We start from the raw sequence: 17,598 nt of genomic DNA on the forward strand, positions 1-17,598 counted from the left end.
ATGCAGATCGAGAACAAGGTTTTTATCGTCACCGGCGGCGCGTCCGGCCTCGGTGCCGCCAGCGCTGAGCTGCTGGTCAGCGCCGGCGCGAAAGTGATGCTGGTGGACATGAACGCCGAGGCCGTGGCCGCTCAGGCGCAGCGCCTGGGCGCGCAAAGCGTGGTGGCCGACATCAGCAACGAAGCTGCCGCCGAAGCCGCAGTGCAGGCGACGCTGGATGCGTTTGGCAGCCTCAACGGCCTGGTCAACTGCGCCGGCATCGTCCGTGGCGAAAAAATCCTCGGCAAGACCGGCCCGCATGCACTGAGCAGTTTTGCCCAGGTGATCAACGTCAACCTGATCGGCAGCTTCAACATGCTGCGTCTGGCCGCGGCGGCGATTGCCGAGTCTGAAGCCAACGCCGATGGCGAGCGCGGGGTGATCATCAACACCGCCTCGGTGGCGGCGTTTGACGGCCAGATCGGCCAGGCGGCGTACTCGGCCTCCAAAGGTGCGATCGCCAGCCTGACCCTGCCGGCCGCCCGCGAACTGGCGCGCTTCGGCATCCGCGTGATGACCATCGCCCCGGGGATTTTCGAAACGCCGATGATGGCCGGCATGACCCCGGAAGTGCGCGACTCGCTGGCCGCCGGCGTACCGTTCCCGCCACGGCTGGGCAAGCCGGCCGAATACGCCGCGCTGGTGCGGCACATCATCGAAAACAGCATGCTCAACGGCGAGGTGATCCGTCTCGACGGCGCCTTGCGCATGGCTGCCAGGTAAGGAGGATTTGTCATGACTATTTCCAATGATCCGATTGTCATCGTCAGCGCGGTGCGCACGCCGATGGGCGGTTTCCAGGGCGAATTGAAAAGCCTCACCGCGCCGCAACTCGGTGCTGCCGCGATCAAGGCTGCGGTCGAGCGCGCGGGTGTCGCCAGCGATGCGGTCGATGAGGTGTTGTTCGGCTGCGTGCTGCCCGCCGGCCTCGGCCAGGCACCGGCACGTCAGGCGGCGCTGGGCGCCGGGCTGGATAAATCGACCCGCTGCACCACGGTCAACAAGATGTGCGGTTCGGGCATGGAAACCACCATTCTCGCCCACGACATGCTCATTGCCGGCAGCGCCGATGTAGTGATCGCCGGGGGCATGGAAAGCATGTCCAACTCGCCGTATCTGCTCGATCGCGCCCGCGCCGGTTACCGCATGGGCCATGGCCGCGTGCTCGACTCGATGTTCCTCGACGGCCTCGAAGACGCCTACGACAAGGGCCGTCTGATGGGCACCTTCGCCGAAGACTGCGCCGAAACCAACGGCTTCAGCCGCGAGGCTCAGGACGCTTTCGCCATCGCCTCGACCACCCGCGCCCAGCAGGCGATCAAGGACGGCAGCTTCAAGGACGAAATCGTCCCGCTGACGGTGACCGTGGGCAAAGAGCAGGTGCTTATCAGTCACGATGAACAGCCACCAAAAGCCAAGCTGGACAAGGTTGCCTCGCTGAAACCGGCGTTCCGCGAAGGCGGTACGGTGACGGCGGCCAACTCCAGTTCAATCTCTGATGGAGCCGCGGCGCTGGTGCTGATGCGTCAGTCGCAAGCGCAAACCCTGGGTTTGAAACCGCTGGCGGTGATCCATGGTCACGCCGCTTTCGCAGACACGCCGGGGCTGTTTCCGACCGCACCGATCGGGGCGATCAAGAAGCTGATCAAGAAAACCGGCTGGGCGCTGGAGCAGGTCGACCTGTTCGAGGTCAACGAAGCTTTCGCCGTGGTCGGCATGGCGGCGATGACGCACCTGGAGATCCCCCACGACAAGCTCAATGTGCACGGCGGGGCGTGTGCGCTCGGCCATCCGATCGGGGCGTCAGGTGCGCGGATTCTGGTGACGCTGCTGGCGGCGCTGCGGCAGAAACAGCTCAAGCGCGGGATTGCGGCGATCTGCATTGGCGGCGGCGAAGCCACGGCGATGGCGGTGGAATGCGTTTATTGACGCGCCGCGAAACGCCATTGTGGGAGCGAGCCTGCTCGCGAAAGCGGTGTATCAGCCAAATGAATGCTAATTGTACCGACGCCTTCGCGAGCAGGCTCGCTCCCACAGGGGTCTGTGGTGTTACAAGGATTAAGGATTCACCATGATTCCCAACGAAGACCAAACCCAGATCCGCGACATGGCCCGGCAGTTCGCCGAGGAGCGCCTGAAACCGTTCGCCGCCGAGTGGGACCGTGAGCACCGTTTTCCCAGGGAAGCCATCGCCGAGATGGCCGAACTCGGTTTTTTCGGCATGCTCGTGCCGGAGCAGTGGGGCGGTTGCGACACCGGTTACCTGGCCTACGCCATGGCCCTGGAAGAAATCGCCGCCGGCGATGGCGCCTGCTCGACGATCATGAGCGTGCACAACTCGGTGGGTTGCGTGCCGATCCTCAAATTCGGCAATGACGACCAGCGCGAGCGCTTCCTCAAGCCGCTGGCCAGCGGCGCCATGCTCGGTGCCTTCGCCCTGACCGAACCGCAGGCCGGCTCCGATGCCAGCAGCCTGAAGACCCGCGCCCGGCGCGAGGGCGATCATTACGTGCTCAACGGTTGCAAACAGTTCATCACCTCCGGGCAGAACGCCGGGGTGGTGATTGTGTTTGCAGTGACCGATCCGAGCGCCGGCAAGCGCGGCATCAGCGCGTTTATCGTGCCGACCGATTCGCCGGGTTACAGCGTCGCGCGGGTTGAAGACAAACTCGGCCAGCACGCCTCGGACACCTGCCAGATTCTTTTCGAAGAACTCAAGGTTCCGCTGGCCAATCGTTTGGGCGAGGAGGGCGAAGGCTACAAAATCGCCCTGGCCAACCTTGAGGGCGGCCGCGTCGGCATCGCCGCGCAGTCGGTGGGCATGGCCCGCGCAGCTTTCGAAGCGGCGCGTGACTACGCCCGTGAACGCGATACGTTCGGCAAGCCGATCATCGAGCATCAGGCGGTGGCATTTCGCTTGGCCGACATGGCTACGCAGATCGCCGTCGCCCGGCAAATGGTCCATTACGCCGCCGCCCTGCGAGACAGCGGCCAACCGGCTCTGGTCGAGGCATCGATGGCCAAGCTGTTCGCCTCGGAGATGGCCGAGAAGGTCTGCTCGATGGCCTTGCAAACCCTCGGCGGTTACGGTTATCTCAACGACTTTCCGCTGGAACGCATCTACCGCGACGTGCGGGTCTGCCAGATCTACGAAGGCACCAGCGACATTCAGCGCATGGTCATTTCGCGCAATCTCTGACAAGGAAACTTCTTCATGATTTTCGACACCATCCTGCTCGAAACCCACGGCCGCGTTGGCCTGATCACCCTCAATCGGCCGCAGGCGCTGAACGCGCTGAACGCGCAACTGGTCAGTGAAGTGAACCAGGCCCTTGATGCGCTGGAAGCAGACGCGAACATTGGCTGCATCGTCCTCACCGGTTCGAAAAAGGCTTTTGCTGCCGGGGCCGACATCAAGGAAATGGCCGAGCTGACGTACCCGCAGATCTACATGGACGACCTGTTCAGCGACAGCGACCGCGTCGCCAACCGGCGCAAGCCGATCATCGCCGCGGTCAATGGTTTTGCGCTTGGCGGCGGTTGCGAACTGGCGCTGATGTGCGACTTCATCCTGGCCGGCGACAACGCCAGATTCGGCCAACCGGAAATCAACCTCGGCGTGCTCCCAGGCATGGGCGGCACCCAGCGCCTGACCCGCGCCGTGGGCAAGGCCAAAGCCATGGAAATGTGCCTCAGCGGGCGCATGATCGATGCGGTAGAAGCCGAACGCTGCGGCATCGTCGCGCGGATCGTGCCAAGCGATGAATTGCTTGATGAAGCGCTGAAAGTGGCGGCGGTGATCGCTGACAAGTCACTGCCGATTGCGATGATGATCAAGGAAAGCGTGAACCGCGCCTTTGAGGTAAACCTGAGCGAAGGCGTGCGGTTCGAGCGTCGGGTGTTCCATGCGGCGTTTGCCACGCAGGATCAGAAGGAAGGGATGGCGGCGTTTATTGGCAAGCGGCCGGCTGAATTTCAGGGTAAGTAAGCGGCAAAAGCACAAGCAACAGCCAAGGCAAAAGCCCCTCACCCTAGCCCTCTCCCGGAGGGAGAGGGGACTGACCGTGGTGGATGCGAGTGATCCGCCGACCTGAGCTGGCTTCACTGAATCCATAATCAACTGGGTTTTTCAGGTCGGCGCATGACGCAGGACACCTCGGTCGGCTCCCTCTCCCTCTGGGAGAGGGCTGGGGTGAGGGGAAGCGGCCGACACCACTACAACTGATAGCTCTTCAAATCCCGCGCAATCACCATCCGCTGAATCTCGCTCGAGCCTTCATAGATCTGGGTAATCCGCGCATCGCGGTAGTACTTCTCGACCGGGTAATCTTCCAGATAACCATAACCGCCATGGATCTGAATCGCTGACGAGCAGACTTTCTCGGCCATTTCCGAGGCAAACAGCTTGGCCTGCGACGCTTCGGACAGACACGGTTTGCCCGCCGTGCGCAGCCGCGCTGCGTGCAGAATCAGCAAGCGTGCCGCGTTGATCTGCAGGTGCATGTCGGCCAGCAGGTTGGCGATGCTTTGGTGTTCGATGATCGGTTTATCGAACTGCACGCGCTCCTGGGCATACGCCAGCGCCGCCTCGAACGCCGCCCGGGCGATGCCCAGTGCTTGCGCGGCGATGCCGATGCGTCCGCCTTCGAGGTTGGACAGGGCGATCGCCAAACCTTTGCCGCGTTCGCCGAGCAGGTTGGCCTCAGGAATGCTGCAGTTGTTCAACGTCACCGCGCAGGTGTCGGAGGCGCGAATGCCCATTTTGTGTTCGGTACGATCGACGATGAAACCCGCCGTATCGGTCGGCACCAGAAACGCCGAAAGGCCTTTCTTGCCCAGCTCGGGATCGGTCACCGCAAACACGATCGCCAGTTTCGCCCGTTTGCCGTTGCTGACAAATTGCTTGGCGCCGTTGATCACCCACTGACCGTCATGCAGTTCAGCGCGCGTGCGCAGATTGTGCGCTTCAGAGCCGGCCTGCGGCTCGGTCAGGCAAAAGCAGCCGATGGTCTGGCCGCTGGCCAGATCGGCCAGCCAGGTCTGCTTTTGCTCATCGCTGCCGTAATTGAGCACCGGGCCGCAGCCGACCGAGTTGTGAATGCTCATGAACGCGCCGGTCGCGCCATCACCGGCGGAGATTTCCTCCACGGCCAGCGCATAGGCGACGTAATCGACGTAGGTGCCGCCCCATTCTTCCGGCACCACCATGCCGAGCAGGCCCAACTCGCCCATTTTCGCCACCAGCGCGTCGTCGATCCAGCCAGCCTTTTCCCACGCTTGTGCATGGGGCGCGATTTCGCCACGGGCAAAATCCCGGGCCATGTCGCGGATCATCACTTGTTCTTCAGTCAGTTCGAGATCGTGCATGGCTCAGCTCCCGCTTTCATCAAAACTGTGGAAAAAACTCGCGACGTGCGCCGCGTCGAGCTCGCGGAGGGTGGGCGGACTCCAGCGTGGCGTCTTGTCTTTATCGATCAGCAGGGCGCGCACGCCTTCGATCAGATCGCCACGGGCAAACCATTGGCGATCCAGATGCAGTTCCAGGTCAAAGCACCGCTCAAGGCTCAGTTGACGTCCACGGCGGAGCATTTCCAATGTCACTGCCATCGCCAGTGGCGAGCGGGTTTCCAAAAGGTCAGCGGTGGTCAGCGCCCAGTCGTGGCTGTTGGCGACAGTGACCTCGCGCATTTGCTCGACCATGCTCGGCACATCCGGCAGGGCGAAAAAGTGATCGATGGCCGGCCGCAAGGCTTGCAGCGGAGCATCAGGCAAGGTTTGCACGGCGTGTTTGGCGAGCAGGTTCTGCAGCGCTTTGAGTGGCGTGTCCTGCCATTCCATCTGGTCGAGTTTTTCGTCGAGCAGCGCCAGTTTGCTGCTGTCCAGATACCAGTCGGCCAGGCCGCAATACAGCGCATCGGCCGCGCGGATCTGCACGCCGCTGACGCCAAGATAAATCCCCAGTTCGCCGGGGATGCGCGAGAGGAAATAACTGCCGCCGACATCCGGGAAATAACCGATGGCCACTTCCGGCATCGCCAGACGGCTCTTGTCGGTCACCACGCGCAAATCGGCGCCTTGCACCAGGCCCATGCCACCGCCGAGGACGAAACCGTCCATCAACGCCAGCACCGGCTTGCGGTAGTGATGCAGGGTCAGGTCGAGGGCGTATTCCTCGACGAAGAAATCTTCATGCAGGGTGTCGCCGCTTTTGAAACTGTCGTACAGCGAACGAATGTCGCCGCCGGCGCAGAAGGCTTTTTCGCCGGCACCGCGCAGAACAATGGCGTGCACAGTGGCGTCGGTGGCCCAGGCATCAAGCTGCTGTTGCAGTTGGCGGACCATGTCGAGGGTGATGGCGTTGAGGCCGGCGGGGCGGTTCAGGGTCAGGTGACCGATGTGGTTGCGCACCTCGGCCAGCACTTCGTTCTGTGTGGCATCCATGGACGCGGTCCGCTGGGATGAAGCCTGAGCTGTCATCTGTAACTCCCTGCTTTTATTGTCTTTATTTGAAAAGCCCGCGCACGGGCAGTAGCCGATCGTAACAGTGCAAATTTGCCCTGTACAACCCGGATATATGCAGGCGCTGTTTGCGTTTTTACCTTAGCCGAACCATGGAAAATTACTTGGAAAAAACTTCTCCGATGCTGCGACGCTTGGCGTACAGCTCACTGACATGCACCAGACGCTCAAGGTCTTCGGGGGTAACGTCGATGAACGCCTCCATCTCCGCCAGCGCCAGTTTCAGGTCTTCGGCAGTGATGGCGAGGTTGTCGACCGGCGTCACCAGCGGCGCCGGTTCGGCCGGACGTTTCGGGTAGCGGATGCGGGTCAGGTTGTTGTAGGCGAGGGCGCTGACGAGCATGCACACCGCGCCGAGCATTACCGGTTCCATGGCTTTCCAGTCCATCGCGATGGTGGCGGGGTCAGCCAGCACCAACGTTAATGCCAAGGCGCCGGCCGGTGGATGCAGGCAACGCAGCCAGCACATCAGAATCAGCGCCATGCCCGCTGCCAGACAGGCACTGCCGAGGGTGCGGCCGAGGACATGGGCGACCAGCAGCGCGACGCCGCCGGCACACAGGTAACCGCCGAGGATCGACCAGGGCTGGGCGAGGGCGCCCGAGGACACCGCAAACAGCAGCACCGCAGAGGCGCCGAGCGGGCCGATCAGGTGATAGGCAACGTCATGGCCGAAGACTTGTGCGCACATCCAGACACTGAACAACGTCCCCAGCGCCATGCCGATGGCGGCGCGACTCCATTCGGTGGGACGGGTGTTGATAGCGGCGGGCAACCAGCGAGCGAGCATGTGAATCCGATCCTTTGCAGCAAATTCAGGACAAAAAAAAAGGACTTGTCCGGCATACCCGGAAAGCCCTCGAAGCGTTCCAACATTGGGGGAGGAACGCGCACAGTTTGCCGGGCAAAGTGGATGCTGACAAATTCATATTAATGCAGAGTTAGTGCATTAATTTTGAATTTAATCAGTTCGGCATCTTCGCGACTGAGCGAAATTGTGCATTTGCTGGCGGTCTAGCCGCGACACCGCGCATTCCTTGTGGGAGCTATGGTTTTTATTTCTGGCGCTGGTTTTTTTGTGTACATATCCGTTGCTTCGGGTGCTGCTGCTGGCGGTTTCGCCCTTACGGCGAGTCCCTTTTTCAGACGCCAAAAAGGAACCAAAAGGCTTTGCTCCTACGTACGGCCCTCGCAGGCTCGGGTCCCTTCGCTGCGGGATCGATCCGGGCGCAGCGGCTACGGTTTGCTGCGCTGCACCTCCTTCCGCTGTGTACGACTTCGTCGTACGGTCGCTGCGCTCCCACGCCCGGATCAATCCCTCCACTCAGCCTTCCGACGTCGCCGGTGAGTCAAGATCAAAAGCAGGCGAGCTGACACTCGGCCTATTGAGTGGTGAGAAGCGGCGCATGGCTTGGGATTTGTGGTGTGGCTGCCCCTCACCCCAGCCCTCTCCCCGAGGAGAGGGAGCCGATCTGCTTTGCTTTGAAATCGCGTACGACTCGGTATCGCACGTCGGCGTGCCTCTAACATCCACCACGATCAGTTCCCTCTCCCTCCGGGAGAGGGCTAGGGTGAGGGGCTTTTGATTTTTGAGAATCGCGTACGACTCGGTTCGCACGTCGGCGTACCTCTGGCGTCCACCCCGATCAGTTCCCTCTCCCTCTGGGAGAGGGCTAGGGTGAGGGTTGGCGTTGTCTGTTTGAAATGAATTTGAAAAGACTGCGAATAAACAGGACGACTTACGCCACATCCGACGCACGCGGCCATTGTTGCAGCGGGATCGGCAGTTGCCGCGATTTGCCGCGGCCCATGGCGAAGTAGTGGAAGCCGATGCGGGCCAGGCGTTCGGCGTCGTAGAGGTTGCGGCCGTCGAAGATCACCGGGCTGTTGAGGCGTTGTTTGATCAGTTCGAAATCCGGGGCTTTGAATTGTTGCCATTCGGTGCAGATGATCAGGGCGTCGGCGCCGGGCAGGACCGATTCGGGGGTGCCCATCAACAGCAGTTTCGCTTCGTCGGGGTAGAGGTTCTGGGTTTGCTGCATGGCTTCGGGGTCGAAGGCGCGGACGCTGGCGCCGGCCGCCCACAAGGCTTCGAGCAGGACCCGGCTCGGTGCTTCGCGCATGTCGTCGGTGTTGGGTTTGAACGCCAGGCCCCACAGGGCGAAGGTCTTGCCACGCAGGTCGCCTTGGTAGAACGCGTTGATACGCTCGAACAGCTTGTGCTTCTGGCGCTGGTTGATCGCTTCGACCGCTTGCAACAAGTCGCTGGAGCAGTGCGCTTGTTCGGCGCTGTGGATCAGCGCGCGCATGTCCTTGGGAAAGCACGAACCGCCATAGCCGCAGCCCGGATAGATGAAGTGATAGCCGATGCGCGTGTCGGCGCCGATGCCTTGACGCACCGCTTCGATGTCGGCGCCCAGGTGTTCGGCGAGTTCGGCAATCTGGTTGATGAAGCTGATCTTGGTCGCGAGCATGCAATTGGCGGCGTATTTGGTCAGTTCGGCGCTGCGCAGGTCCATGAACAGGATGCGGTCATGGTTGCGGTTGAACGGCGCATACAGATCGCGCATCACGTCGCGCACGTCGTTGCCTTCGCAGCCAATGATGATGCGGTCCGGGCGGCGGCAGTCGGCAACGGCCGAGCCTTCCTTGAGAAATTCCGGATTGGAGACAATATCGAACTGCAGCAGCCGGCCGACCTTGATCAAGGCCTTTTCGATGTGCGCGCGCAAGGTGTCGCCGGTGCCCACCGGCACCGTGGATTTCTCTACCACGATCAACGGCTGCTCACGGTGCCGGGCAATCGCGTCGCCCACGGAGAGCACGTAACGCAAATCCGCCGAACCATCCTCACGTGAAGGCGTGCCCACGGCGATAAACGCAACCCGGCCGTGCTGCACTGCGAGTTTCTCATCGCTGGTGAAGTGCAGGCGTTTGGCGTCCAAGCCCTCGCGCACCAGGTTTGCCAGCCCCGGTTCGAAAATACTGACGTGGCCCTGGCGCAACTGGTCGACTTTGTGCTGATCGACGTCCATGCACACGACCTCATGGCCCACCTCGGCCAATACCGCCGCTTGCACCAGACCCACGTAACCGCTGCCGAAGACCGTGATTTTCATAGGACACTCCTGAGCCGGACGGGTGTTCATGATCTGGCGTCAGGATAGGCAAGGGCATGTTTCAATTTGCCTACCGTTTTGTGCGATGCGACTTGCTGGCGGTGCAGACAGGCAGGCGATGCTGACAGCCGTTCACTCAGCACAGGCTCAATGCCAGCACCCGGTTGTCTGAAAAGCGCTTCAATTCAAGGGGTTGGAATGCCGACCGGGGAATGCCTGATTGACTTTCAAGCGGTCGGGCGGCAGGTTGTAGGCCTTTTTTTGGGGCAGCCCGGCACTTGCCCGTTTTGTCATCGTGTCGTTTTGTTGAATTGTATTTTTACCAAGGCCGTTTCGTTTGATTGACTTGTCGAGTACTGAATCCACCGCGTCCACCACCAATCCACTGACGCTCTACCTGACGCGCCTGGCGCCTTCCAGTCAGTTGACCATGCGCTACGTCCTGCAGGACGCGGCCGATCGCCTCGGCTTCGAGGACGTGGACATCGAGGACATTCCCTGGCACGGCCTGCAACCGGAAGACGTCGTGGCGCTGGTCGCCGCGCTGCGCGAAGACGGCTACGCGCCGAACACCTCTTCGCTGTACGTGAACGCCGTGCGCGGGGTAATGAATGAAGCCTGGCGCATGAGCCTGATCAGTCAGGATCATCTGTTGAAGATGCGCTCGGTCAAAGCCATCGCCGGTACGCGCCTGTCTCAGGGGCGCAACCTCAAGCGCACGCTGATTCACGAATTGATGGAGGTCTGCGCCGCCGATCCACGCCCGCAAGGGCTGCGCGACGCCGCTGTGATCGCGCTGCTGTATGGGACCGGTATGCGCAAATCAGAGTCGGTGGATCTGGACCTCAACCAGGTCGACTTCAGCGAGCGCAGCCTGACGGTCACCGGCAAGGGCAACAAACAACTGATCAAGTACGCGCCGACCTGGGCGTTCGCCAAACTCAATGCGTGGCTGGAACTGCGCCGTTCTCAGCTGAAGGAGGGCGAGAGCGATGATGCGTTTCTGTTCAACCGCATTCGCAGGGGCAACCACATCACCCGCGAGCGCATCACCAAGCACGCGATCTACTACATCGCCCGTCAGCGTGGCACGCAGGTCGGGGTGAAGATCATGCCGCATGATTTCCGTCGGTCATTTATCACGCGGGTTATCGAAGAACACGACCTGTCGATCGCGCAGAAACTGGCGCATCACAGCAACATCCAGACCACCGCCAACTACGATGTGCGCGATGACAACGAGCGGCGGCGGGCAGTGGATCGTTTCGATCTGTGAGCTGATTCAGTTCGAGGCCGGGCAACCGCTTGAACGGCTGGCGGCCTGAGTGATCTGCGCGGCCAGACGTTTGACGTTGTTCTGCTGCGCGGTCACCAGTTCCTCGATGCTCGGCCCCGACGGCGTCTGCAGGATCGAGCGACAGGTCAGCAAGTCGGCGTCAGGCTCACCGAGCGCACGCAGGCGCCATTTCACATCCATCAACGCGTATTGGCCGGGAATCGAATCGAAGCGCTGTACTTCCACGCGCACCGACGCGCGTTGCTGGCCTGCGCCACTGCTCAACTGGTCGAGCAGGGCGCTGCGCAGTTCGTCGATCAGGCTGGCGCCCCACCAATCGGTTTCGAGAATCGCCAGGCCGCTATTGCCTTCGCGGATGACGATTTGCGGCCGATCGACCTGCGGCGGCACGCTGACGCTCTCGATGGCAATGTCCGCACCGCTGCGCCCGGCGCCCTGATGCACCGGGGTCAGGGTGTGAAAGCTGATCGGGTCGCTGCGGCAGGCGCCGAGTAGCATGATCGCCGCGAGCACGCTGATTTTCAGCGGTGATGCCATGGGTTTCGCTCCTGTGCTCAATTGCGTGGCGGTCCTTTGAGGTCCAGCGGTGCGGCGTTGTCGGGCCGCCCGCGAATCAGCGATTCCGGATGCCGGCCGAGGTAATCCGACAGCTCACGCAGGGAGCGCGACATGCGTCCGAGTTCGTCGAGGGTCTGCCCCAGTTGCTCGCGTTGCGGCGAATCTTCGGCGAGGGTCGAATTGGCTGACTGCAACGTTTTGCTGACATCGGCGAGGGTGCTTTGCACGCTCGGCAAGGTCTTGGCGTTGAACTGGCTGAGGCCTTTGCGCAGCTCGACCAGATTGCTGTCGAGATTGCTGGCGATGCGTTCCACCGGCAGTGCGTTGATCTTGTTGACCATCGCTTCGAGTTTTTCCTGCAACTGCTCGAGGCTGCCGGGGACAGTCGGGATGCTGATCGGCCGGGCTGTCGCATCGAACGCGACTTTCGGCGCTTTCGGGTAGAAATCCAGCGAGATGTACAACTGCCCGGTAAGCAGGTTGCCGTTGCGTGCCTGCGCGCGCAGACCATTTTCAACGAATGTGGCGATCAGGCGCGCGCCGGTGGCTTCGTCGTTTTCGTCGCCTTTGTAGGTCTTGAGGATTTTCGCGTGGGCGCGACCCAGTCGTTGCGGATAAATAACGATGCCGACGTTCACCGGAAAGGTTCGCTTGACCTCGTCAAAGTCCAGATTGACCGCGACCACTCGACCAATCTCGACGCCCAGGAATTCCACCGGAGCGTCGACTTTGAGCCCGCGCAGGGCCTGATCAAAACGCAGAGTCAGGTATTGCGCCTTGCCATTGGGTGGGGCGAGGGCGCTGGTCTGGTCAGCGAACAGTTCATAATCCTTGTCCTCTGCGGCGGTGGTGTCATTGGGGCTGTAGTCTGGCGCGCGGAAAGCGATGCCGCCGACCAGCAGGGTCGACAACGATTCGGTTTTCACTGCAAAGCCGTTGGCGCCGACATTCACGTCGATCCCGCTGGCGTTCCAGAACCGCGTGTTCTCGGTGACGTAGGCGTCGTTGGGCGAATTGATGAACACTTCTATGTTGACGCCTTTGCCATCGGTATCCAGCGCATACGACACCACTTGGCCGACGGGAATCTTGCGGTAGTAGACCGGCGAGCCGATGTCCAGCGACCCGAGGTCGGGCGCGTGCAGGGTGAAGCGTTTACCCGGCTCGCCGTAGGTGATCGGCGGTGGATTTTCCAGACCGGTGAAGTGCTTGGCGCGGTTGTTTGCCTGACCAATGTCGGCGCCGATGTAGTCACCGGAGAGCAGGGTGTCGATGCCGGACACACCCCCAGCGCCAATGCGCGGGCGCACCACCCAGAACTGCGAATCCTCGCGGGTGAAGCTTTCGGCCTGTTTGGCTAGTTTAATCGTGGCGTTGACGTTTTTATGGTCGTCGGCCAGTTCAACATCCGAGACATGCCCGATCACCACGTTGCGATAGCGCACTTCGGTCTTGTTGGCGGTGAGGCCATCACCGGTCTTGAAGGTGACGGTGATGGTCGGACCTTCCTGGAGGATGTTGTGGATCACCAGCGAGATGCCCACCAGAACGGCGACGATGGGCACGATCCAGACCAGTGAAACGCCGAAACGGCGGGTCTTGATCGGGGCCTGACCGGGTGCGCGCGGCTCGTCGCTGGCTGACGACTTCATCCATGTCCTCCTTAATTCATTGGGCACTGAGCGTCAGGAACGCAAAAGCACTTCATCAATATAGAAGTGCCTTGCGATAGAGCAAACCGAAATAGCCAATTCCACCAGCCCCTGAGATGGCCCCGGCACCAGGCAACCCCCCAATTCCGTGTGGGAGCTGGCTTGCCAGCGATAGCGGTCTGTCAGCCACCATTGCTCCAACAGACCCACCGCCATCGCCAGCAGGATTTCAACCGAGCAATTCGCGCAGCCGATACCAGAACATCCCCAATGCCAGCAGCGGCGAGCGCAGCGCCGTGCCGCCGGGAAAGGTCATGTGCGGCACACGGCTGAACACGTCGAGGCCTTGGCTGTGTCCGGCGTGGATCGCCTCGCCGAGCAGTTTCGCGCACCAGTGCGTGACGTTGAGGCCGTGCCCGGAATAACCCTGCGCATAGAACACGTTCGGCTGTTGCTGGAGGCGGCCCACCTGCGGGAAGCGATTGGCGGTAATGCCGATCTTGCCGCCCCACTGATAATCGATACGCACATCGGCCAATTGCGGAAACACTTTGAGCAGCTTCGGCCGCATGTATGCGGCGATGTCCGCCGGATCGCGCCCGGAATAGTGACAGGCGCCGCCAAACAGCAAACGCCGGTCAGCCGAGAGCCGGTAGTAATCGAGGCCGACTTTCTGGTCGCACAGCGCCAGGTTCTGCGGGATCAGCTGCGCGGCGCGAGCAGCGGACAACGGCTCGGTGGCGATGATGTAACTGCCCGCCGGCAGCACCTTGCCGCTGAGCTGCTGTTCCAGTTCATCGAGATGCGCATTGCAGCCGAGCACCAGACTGCCGGCGCGCACCGTGCCGCCCGCGCAGCGCACCTGCACGGTGGGGCCATGGACGATTTCAAGCACAGGGCTGTGCTCGAACACCCGCACACCGAGCGCGGCCGCCAGACGAGCCTCGCCTTGCACTAGATCGAGCGGATGCAGATGCCCGGAACCCATGTCGATCAGTCCGCCGGCATAACCTTCGGCGTTGACCACTTGCTGACGGATCTGTTCAGGCCCGACCAGACGGGTTTCATGGGCATAGCCGAGTTTGCCAAGTTCAGCCTGTTCCGTCTGGAACGCAGCAAACTGCGCGCGGGTGTTGGCCAGTTCACAGAAGCCCCAGCGCAAGTCGCAGTCGATCTGATGCTCAGCGATGCGCTGGCGTACCAGCTCTACCGAATCGATGCCCGCGCGCTGCAAATACGTCACGCCTTCCTCGCCGACGTATTTGGCGAAACCCGAAACGTCATGGCCGATGCCGCGAATCAACTGACCGCCATTACGCCCGCTGGCACCCCAGCCGATTCGCCGCGCCTCGAGCAGAATCACCGAAAGCCCGCGCTGCGCCAGTTCGATCGCGGTATTGACCCCGGTGAAACCGCCGCCGATTACGCAGACATCAGCGCTCAGATCGTCCTCGAGAACCGGGTAGGCAGTGCTCGCTCGCGCCGATGCGGCGTAATAGGAGCGCGCGTGTTCCTGGCTGTACTGACTCATTTGTTCGACTTCACTTTGCTCCACGAGCGGGTCATCAACCGCATGATCGCCTGCGGTGGTGTCGAGGAGATGTAGAGTTTGTCGAGCACCGCTTGCGGCGGATAAACCTCGGGGTTGTTGACCAGTTCCTGATCCATGAACGGCTTGGCGGCCGGGTTCGGGTTGGCGTAACCGACCGCGGCGCTGACCTTGGCGATCACCTGCGGATCGAGCAGGTAATTGATGAAGGCGTGGGCTTCCTTGGGGTTACTGGCGTCGGCCGGGATCGCGAGCAGGTCGAACCACAGGTTCGAGCCTTCCTTGGGAATGGCGTAAGCGATGTTCACGCCGTTCTTGGCTTCCTTGGCGCGGTTGGCCGCCTGGAACACATCGCCGGAGTAACCGAACGCCACGCAGATATCACCGTTGGCCAGGTCGGAAACGTACTTCGAGGAATGGAAATAGGTGATGTATGGGCGGATGCTCAGCAGTTTGGCTTCAGCCTTTTTATAGTCTTCGGGGTTTTCGCTGCGCGGGTCCATGCCCATGTAATTGAGCACGGCGGGGAACACCTCGTCGGCGGAATCCATCATCGACACGCCGCAGGCACTGAGTTTTTTCAGGTTTTCCGGCTCGAACAGCACGGCCCACGAATCGATGTGGTCGATGCCCAGCACTTGCTTGACCTTGTCGACGTTGTAGCCGATGCCGTTGGTGCCCCACAGGTACGGCACCGAATGGGCATTGCCCGGATCGTTTTTCTCCAGCAGTTCGAGCAGTTTCGGGTCGAGGTTTTTCCAGTTTGGCAGTTGCGAGCGATCGAGCTTGAGGAAAGCGCCGGCCTTCACCTGGCGTGCGAGGAAGTGGTTGGACGGCACCACCACGTCATACCCGGTACGCCCGGCGAGGAGTTTGCCTTCGAGGGTTTCGTTGGAATCGAACACGTCGTAGATGACTTTGATTCCGGTCTGGTTCTGGAAGTCGGCGAGGGTGGTTTCGCCGATGTAGTCGGTCCAGTTGTAGACGCTGACCTGGGGTTGGGCTTGCGCCACAGCGCTGAACACAATGCTCAGTGCAACCGGGAGTACGGATTTCAACAGACGCATGTCGACACCTCTTCAAATTGTTGGATTTCTTGGGCGTTACACGATTCATGTGGGAGCGAGCCTGCTCGCGAAAGCGGTATGCCAGGCGACATTGATGTTGGATGTGCCGCCGCCATCGCGAGCAGGCTCGCTCCCACATTGGAATGGCGCTGTACATAGGACCTGACCACACTCCAAAACCCTGTGGGAGCCTGCCTGCTCGCGATAGCGGTGTTTCAGGCGACATTGATGTTGGATGTGCCGACGCCATCGCGAGCAGGCTCGCTCCCACATTGGAATGGCGCTGTACATAGGACCTGACCACACTCCAAAACCCTGTGGGAGCGAGCCTGCTCGCGAATGCGATGGGGCAGGCGACATTGATGTTGGATGCGCCGACGTCATCGCGAGCAGGCTCACTCCTACAGGGATTTGTGCAGGTTTGGGTCAGACGCTCAGCAGCAGGAACTCGCGCTCCCACGAGCTGATCACGCGTTTGAAGTTTTCGTGTTCGGCGCGTTTCACCGCGACGTAGCCGCGCACGAACTTGGCGCCCAGGTATTCGGCCACGGTGGTGCATTCTTCCATCTGGGTCAGCGCTTCTTCGATGGTGATCGGCAGGCGCAGGTTGCGGCGCTCGTAAGCCCGGCCTTCAACGGCGGCGCTCGGCTCGACCTGTTCGACCATGCCGAGGTATCCGCAGAGCAGACTTGCAGCGATCGCCAGATACGGGTTGGCATCGGCGCCAGGCAGGCGGTTTTCCACGCGCATCGATTCCGGGCCCGAGGTCGGCACACGCAAGCCGACGGTGCGGTTTTCTTCACCCCATTCGACGTTGACCGGTGCCGAGGTGTCGGGCAGGAAGCGGCGGAACGAGTTCACGTTGGGCGCGAACATTGGCAGCACTTTCGGGATGTACTTCTGCAAACCACCGATGTGCTGGCGGAACAGCTCGCTCATGCTGCCGTCGGCATTGGCGAAAATCGGCTGGCCGGTGGCGATGTCGACCACGCTCTGGTGCAAGTGCATGGCGCTGCCCGGCTCGTCGCCAATCGGCTTGGCCATGAACGTTGCGGTGACGTTGTGCTTGAGCGCCGCTTCGCGCAGGGTGCGTTTGAACACGGTGATCTGGTCGGCCAGGTCCAGCGCGTCGCCGTGGCGGAAGTTGATTTCCATTTGCGCCGGGCCGTCTTCGTGGATCAGCGTGTCGAGGTCCAGACCTTGCAGTTCGCACCAGTCGTAGACGTCTTCGAACAGCGGATCGAATTCGTTGGCGGCATCGATGGAAAACGATTGCCGGCCACTTTCCGCACGACCGGAGCGGCCCAGCGGTGCCTTGAGTGGCAGGTCCGGGTCTTCGCAGCGTTGGGTCAGGTAGAACTCCATTTCCGGCGCGACAATCGGCTTCCAGCCTTTGTCGGTGTACAGCTGCAGGACTTTCTTCAGCACGTTGCGCGGCGACAGTTCGATCGGGTTGCCGAACTTGTCGAAGGTGTCGTGGATGACGATCGCGGTCGGCTCGATTGCCCACGGAATCACATACACCGCATCGGACACCGGCTTGCAGACCATGTCGATGTCAGCAGGGTCGAGCAGGTCGTAGTAGATATCGTCGTCGACAAAATCCCCGGTTACCGTTTGCAGCAGCACACTTTCCGGCAGGCGCATGCCGCGCTCCTGCAGGAACTTGTTGGTCGGTGCGATCTTGCCGCGGGCGATGCCGGTCAGGTCGCTGACCACGCATTCGACTTCGGTAATCTTGTGATCTTTCAGCCACGTGAACAGCTGATCGAAGGGGGCATTCATAAAGACCTCGTTA

At 61.3% G+C, this 17,598-nt stretch carries 14 protein-coding genes; 5 read left to right on the top strand and 9 right to left on the bottom strand.

Annotated elements, in window-relative coordinates; genetic code table 11:
• The 4 genes from ACGSLL_RS01160 (at nt 1) to ACGSLL_RS01175 (ending at nt 4,027) form a co-directional block, all read left to right on the top strand.
• Complete coding sequence (locus ACGSLL_RS01160; RefSeq protein ID WP_394502325.1) at nt 1-762, top strand: SDR family NAD(P)-dependent oxidoreductase; 762 nt, start codon at nt 1-3, stop codon at nt 760-762.
• 12 nt (nt 763-774) lie between these two features.
• Nucleotides 775-1,968 (top strand): acetyl-CoA C-acyltransferase, encoded by a 1,194-nt coding sequence (locus ACGSLL_RS01165; protein ID WP_394502327.1) that lies wholly within the window; start codon nt 775-777, stop codon nt 1,966-1,968.
• A 142-nt stretch (nt 1,969-2,110) separates the two neighbouring features.
• Nucleotides 2,111-3,238: an acyl-CoA dehydrogenase gene (locus tag ACGSLL_RS01170; RefSeq protein WP_394502330.1), complete on the top strand. Its 1,128-nt coding sequence runs from the start codon at nt 2,111-2,113 to the stop codon at nt 3,236-3,238.
• 15 nt (nt 3,239-3,253) lie between these two features.
• On the top strand, nt 3,254-4,027 hold the full coding sequence (locus ACGSLL_RS01175) for an enoyl-CoA hydratase (protein WP_394502332.1): 774 nt from the start codon (nt 3,254-3,256) through the stop codon (nt 4,025-4,027).
• Between the two features lie 227 nt (nt 4,028-4,254).
• Here the strand turns inward: ACGSLL_RS01175 and ACGSLL_RS01180 are convergent, their stop codons facing one another.
• From ACGSLL_RS01180 to ACGSLL_RS01195, 4 genes are all read right to left on the bottom strand, one after another.
• Nucleotides 4,255-5,406 (bottom strand): acyl-CoA dehydrogenase family protein, encoded by a 1,152-nt coding sequence (locus ACGSLL_RS01180; RefSeq protein ID WP_394502334.1) that lies wholly within the window; start codon nt 5,404-5,406, stop codon nt 4,255-4,257.
• Between the two features lie 3 nt (nt 5,407-5,409).
• A complete protein-coding gene (locus ACGSLL_RS01185) occupies nt 5,410-6,516 on the bottom strand; it encodes an enoyl-CoA hydratase/isomerase family protein (protein ID WP_394502336.1) in 1,107 nt (368 codons plus the stop codon).
• A 142-nt stretch (nt 6,517-6,658) separates the two neighbouring features.
• Complete coding sequence (locus ACGSLL_RS01190) at nt 6,659-7,348, bottom strand: HPP family protein (RefSeq protein ID WP_394502338.1); 690 nt, start codon at nt 7,346-7,348, stop codon at nt 6,659-6,661.
• Between the two features lie 949 nt (nt 7,349-8,297).
• Entirely contained in the window at nt 8,298-9,677 is a 1,380-nt protein-coding gene (locus tag ACGSLL_RS01195; RefSeq protein WP_394502340.1) for a UDP-glucose dehydrogenase family protein, read from the bottom strand.
• Between the two features lie 430 nt (nt 9,678-10,107).
• Here ACGSLL_RS01195 and ACGSLL_RS01200 point away from each other — a divergent pair, with 430 nt between their 5' ends.
• Nucleotides 10,108-10,953: a site-specific integrase gene (locus tag ACGSLL_RS01200; protein ID WP_231990226.1), complete on the top strand. Its 846-nt coding sequence runs from the start codon at nt 10,108-10,110 to the stop codon at nt 10,951-10,953.
• Nucleotides 10,954-10,959: 6 nt separating this feature from the next.
• Here ACGSLL_RS01200 and ACGSLL_RS01205 read toward each other — a convergent pair whose 3' ends face one another.
• The 5 genes from ACGSLL_RS01205 to ACGSLL_RS01225 form a co-directional block, all read right to left on the bottom strand.
• Nucleotides 10,960-11,511 (bottom strand): PqiC family protein, encoded by a 552-nt coding sequence (locus tag ACGSLL_RS01205; protein ID WP_394502342.1) that lies wholly within the window; start codon nt 11,509-11,511, stop codon nt 10,960-10,962.
• Between the two features lie 17 nt (nt 11,512-11,528).
• A complete protein-coding gene (locus tag ACGSLL_RS01210; protein WP_394502344.1) occupies nt 11,529-13,184 on the bottom strand; it encodes a PqiB family protein in 1,656 nt (551 codons plus the stop codon).
• Nucleotides 13,185-13,413: 229 nt separating this feature from the next.
• The gene (locus tag ACGSLL_RS01215) at nt 13,414-14,715 is read right to left on the bottom strand and encodes an NAD(P)/FAD-dependent oxidoreductase (protein ID WP_394502346.1); all 1,302 of its coding nucleotides are present in this window, start codon (nt 14,713-14,715) and stop codon (nt 13,414-13,416) included.
• Nucleotides 14,712-15,800 carry a polyamine ABC transporter substrate-binding protein gene (locus tag ACGSLL_RS01220; protein WP_394502349.1) on the bottom strand — a complete coding sequence of 363 codons (1,089 nt, stop codon included), beginning with the start codon at nt 15,798-15,800 and terminating at the stop codon, nt 14,712-14,714. Before ACGSLL_RS01220 ends, ACGSLL_RS01215 begins: the two co-directional genes overlap by 4 nt.
• Before the next feature lie 426 nt (nt 15,801-16,226).
• Entirely contained in the window at nt 16,227-17,585 is a 1,359-nt protein-coding gene (locus ACGSLL_RS01225; protein ID WP_394502351.1) for a glutamine synthetase family protein, read from the bottom strand.
• Between the last annotated feature and the right edge of the window lie 13 nt (nt 17,586-17,598).

Source organism: Pseudomonas retamae (assembly GCF_043496865.1).
In the GTDB taxonomy this organism is placed as follows: Bacteria; Pseudomonadota; Gammaproteobacteria; order Pseudomonadales; family Pseudomonadaceae; genus Aquipseudomonas; species Aquipseudomonas retamae.

Bases quoted from the DNA above. Each gene is read 5' to 3' on its own strand.
- ACGSLL_RS01160 (WP_394502325.1), top strand. From the start codon at position 1: ATGCAGATCGAGAACAAGGTTTTTATCGTCACCGGCGGCGCGTCCGGC.
- ACGSLL_RS01165 (WP_394502327.1), top strand. From the start codon at position 775: ATGACTATTTCCAATGATCCGATTGTCATCGTCAGCGCGGTGCGCACG.
- ACGSLL_RS01170 (WP_394502330.1), top strand. From the start codon at position 2,111: ATGATTCCCAACGAAGACCAAACCCAGATCCGCGACATGGCCCGGCAG.
- ACGSLL_RS01175 (WP_394502332.1), top strand. From the start codon at position 3,254: ATGATTTTCGACACCATCCTGCTCGAAACCCACGGCCGCGTTGGCCTG.
- ACGSLL_RS01180 (WP_394502334.1), bottom strand. From the start codon at position 5,406: ATGCACGATCTCGAACTGACTGAAGAACAAGTGATGATCCGCGACATG.
- ACGSLL_RS01185 (WP_394502336.1), bottom strand. From the start codon at position 6,516: ATGACAGCTCAGGCTTCATCCCAGCGGACCGCGTCCATGGATGCCACA.
- ACGSLL_RS01190 (WP_394502338.1), bottom strand. From the start codon at position 7,348: ATGCTCGCTCGCTGGTTGCCCGCCGCTATCAACACCCGTCCCACCGAA.
- ACGSLL_RS01195 (WP_394502340.1), bottom strand. From the start codon at position 9,677: ATGAAAATCACGGTCTTCGGCAGCGGTTACGTGGGTCTGGTGCAAGCG.
- ACGSLL_RS01200 (WP_231990226.1), top strand. From the start codon at position 10,108: ATGCGCTACGTCCTGCAGGACGCGGCCGATCGCCTCGGCTTCGAGGAC.
- ACGSLL_RS01205 (WP_394502342.1), bottom strand. From the start codon at position 11,511: ATGGCATCACCGCTGAAAATCAGCGTGCTCGCGGCGATCATGCTACTC.
- ACGSLL_RS01210 (WP_394502344.1), bottom strand. From the start codon at position 13,184: ATGAAGTCGTCAGCCAGCGACGAGCCGCGCGCACCCGGTCAGGCCCCG.
- ACGSLL_RS01215 (WP_394502346.1), bottom strand. From the start codon at position 14,715: ATGAGTCAGTACAGCCAGGAACACGCGCGCTCCTATTACGCCGCATCG.
- ACGSLL_RS01220 (WP_394502349.1), bottom strand. From the start codon at position 15,800: ATGCGTCTGTTGAAATCCGTACTCCCGGTTGCACTGAGCATTGTGTTC.
- ACGSLL_RS01225 (WP_394502351.1), bottom strand. From the start codon at position 17,585: ATGAATGCCCCCTTCGATCAGCTGTTCACGTGGCTGAAAGATCACAAG.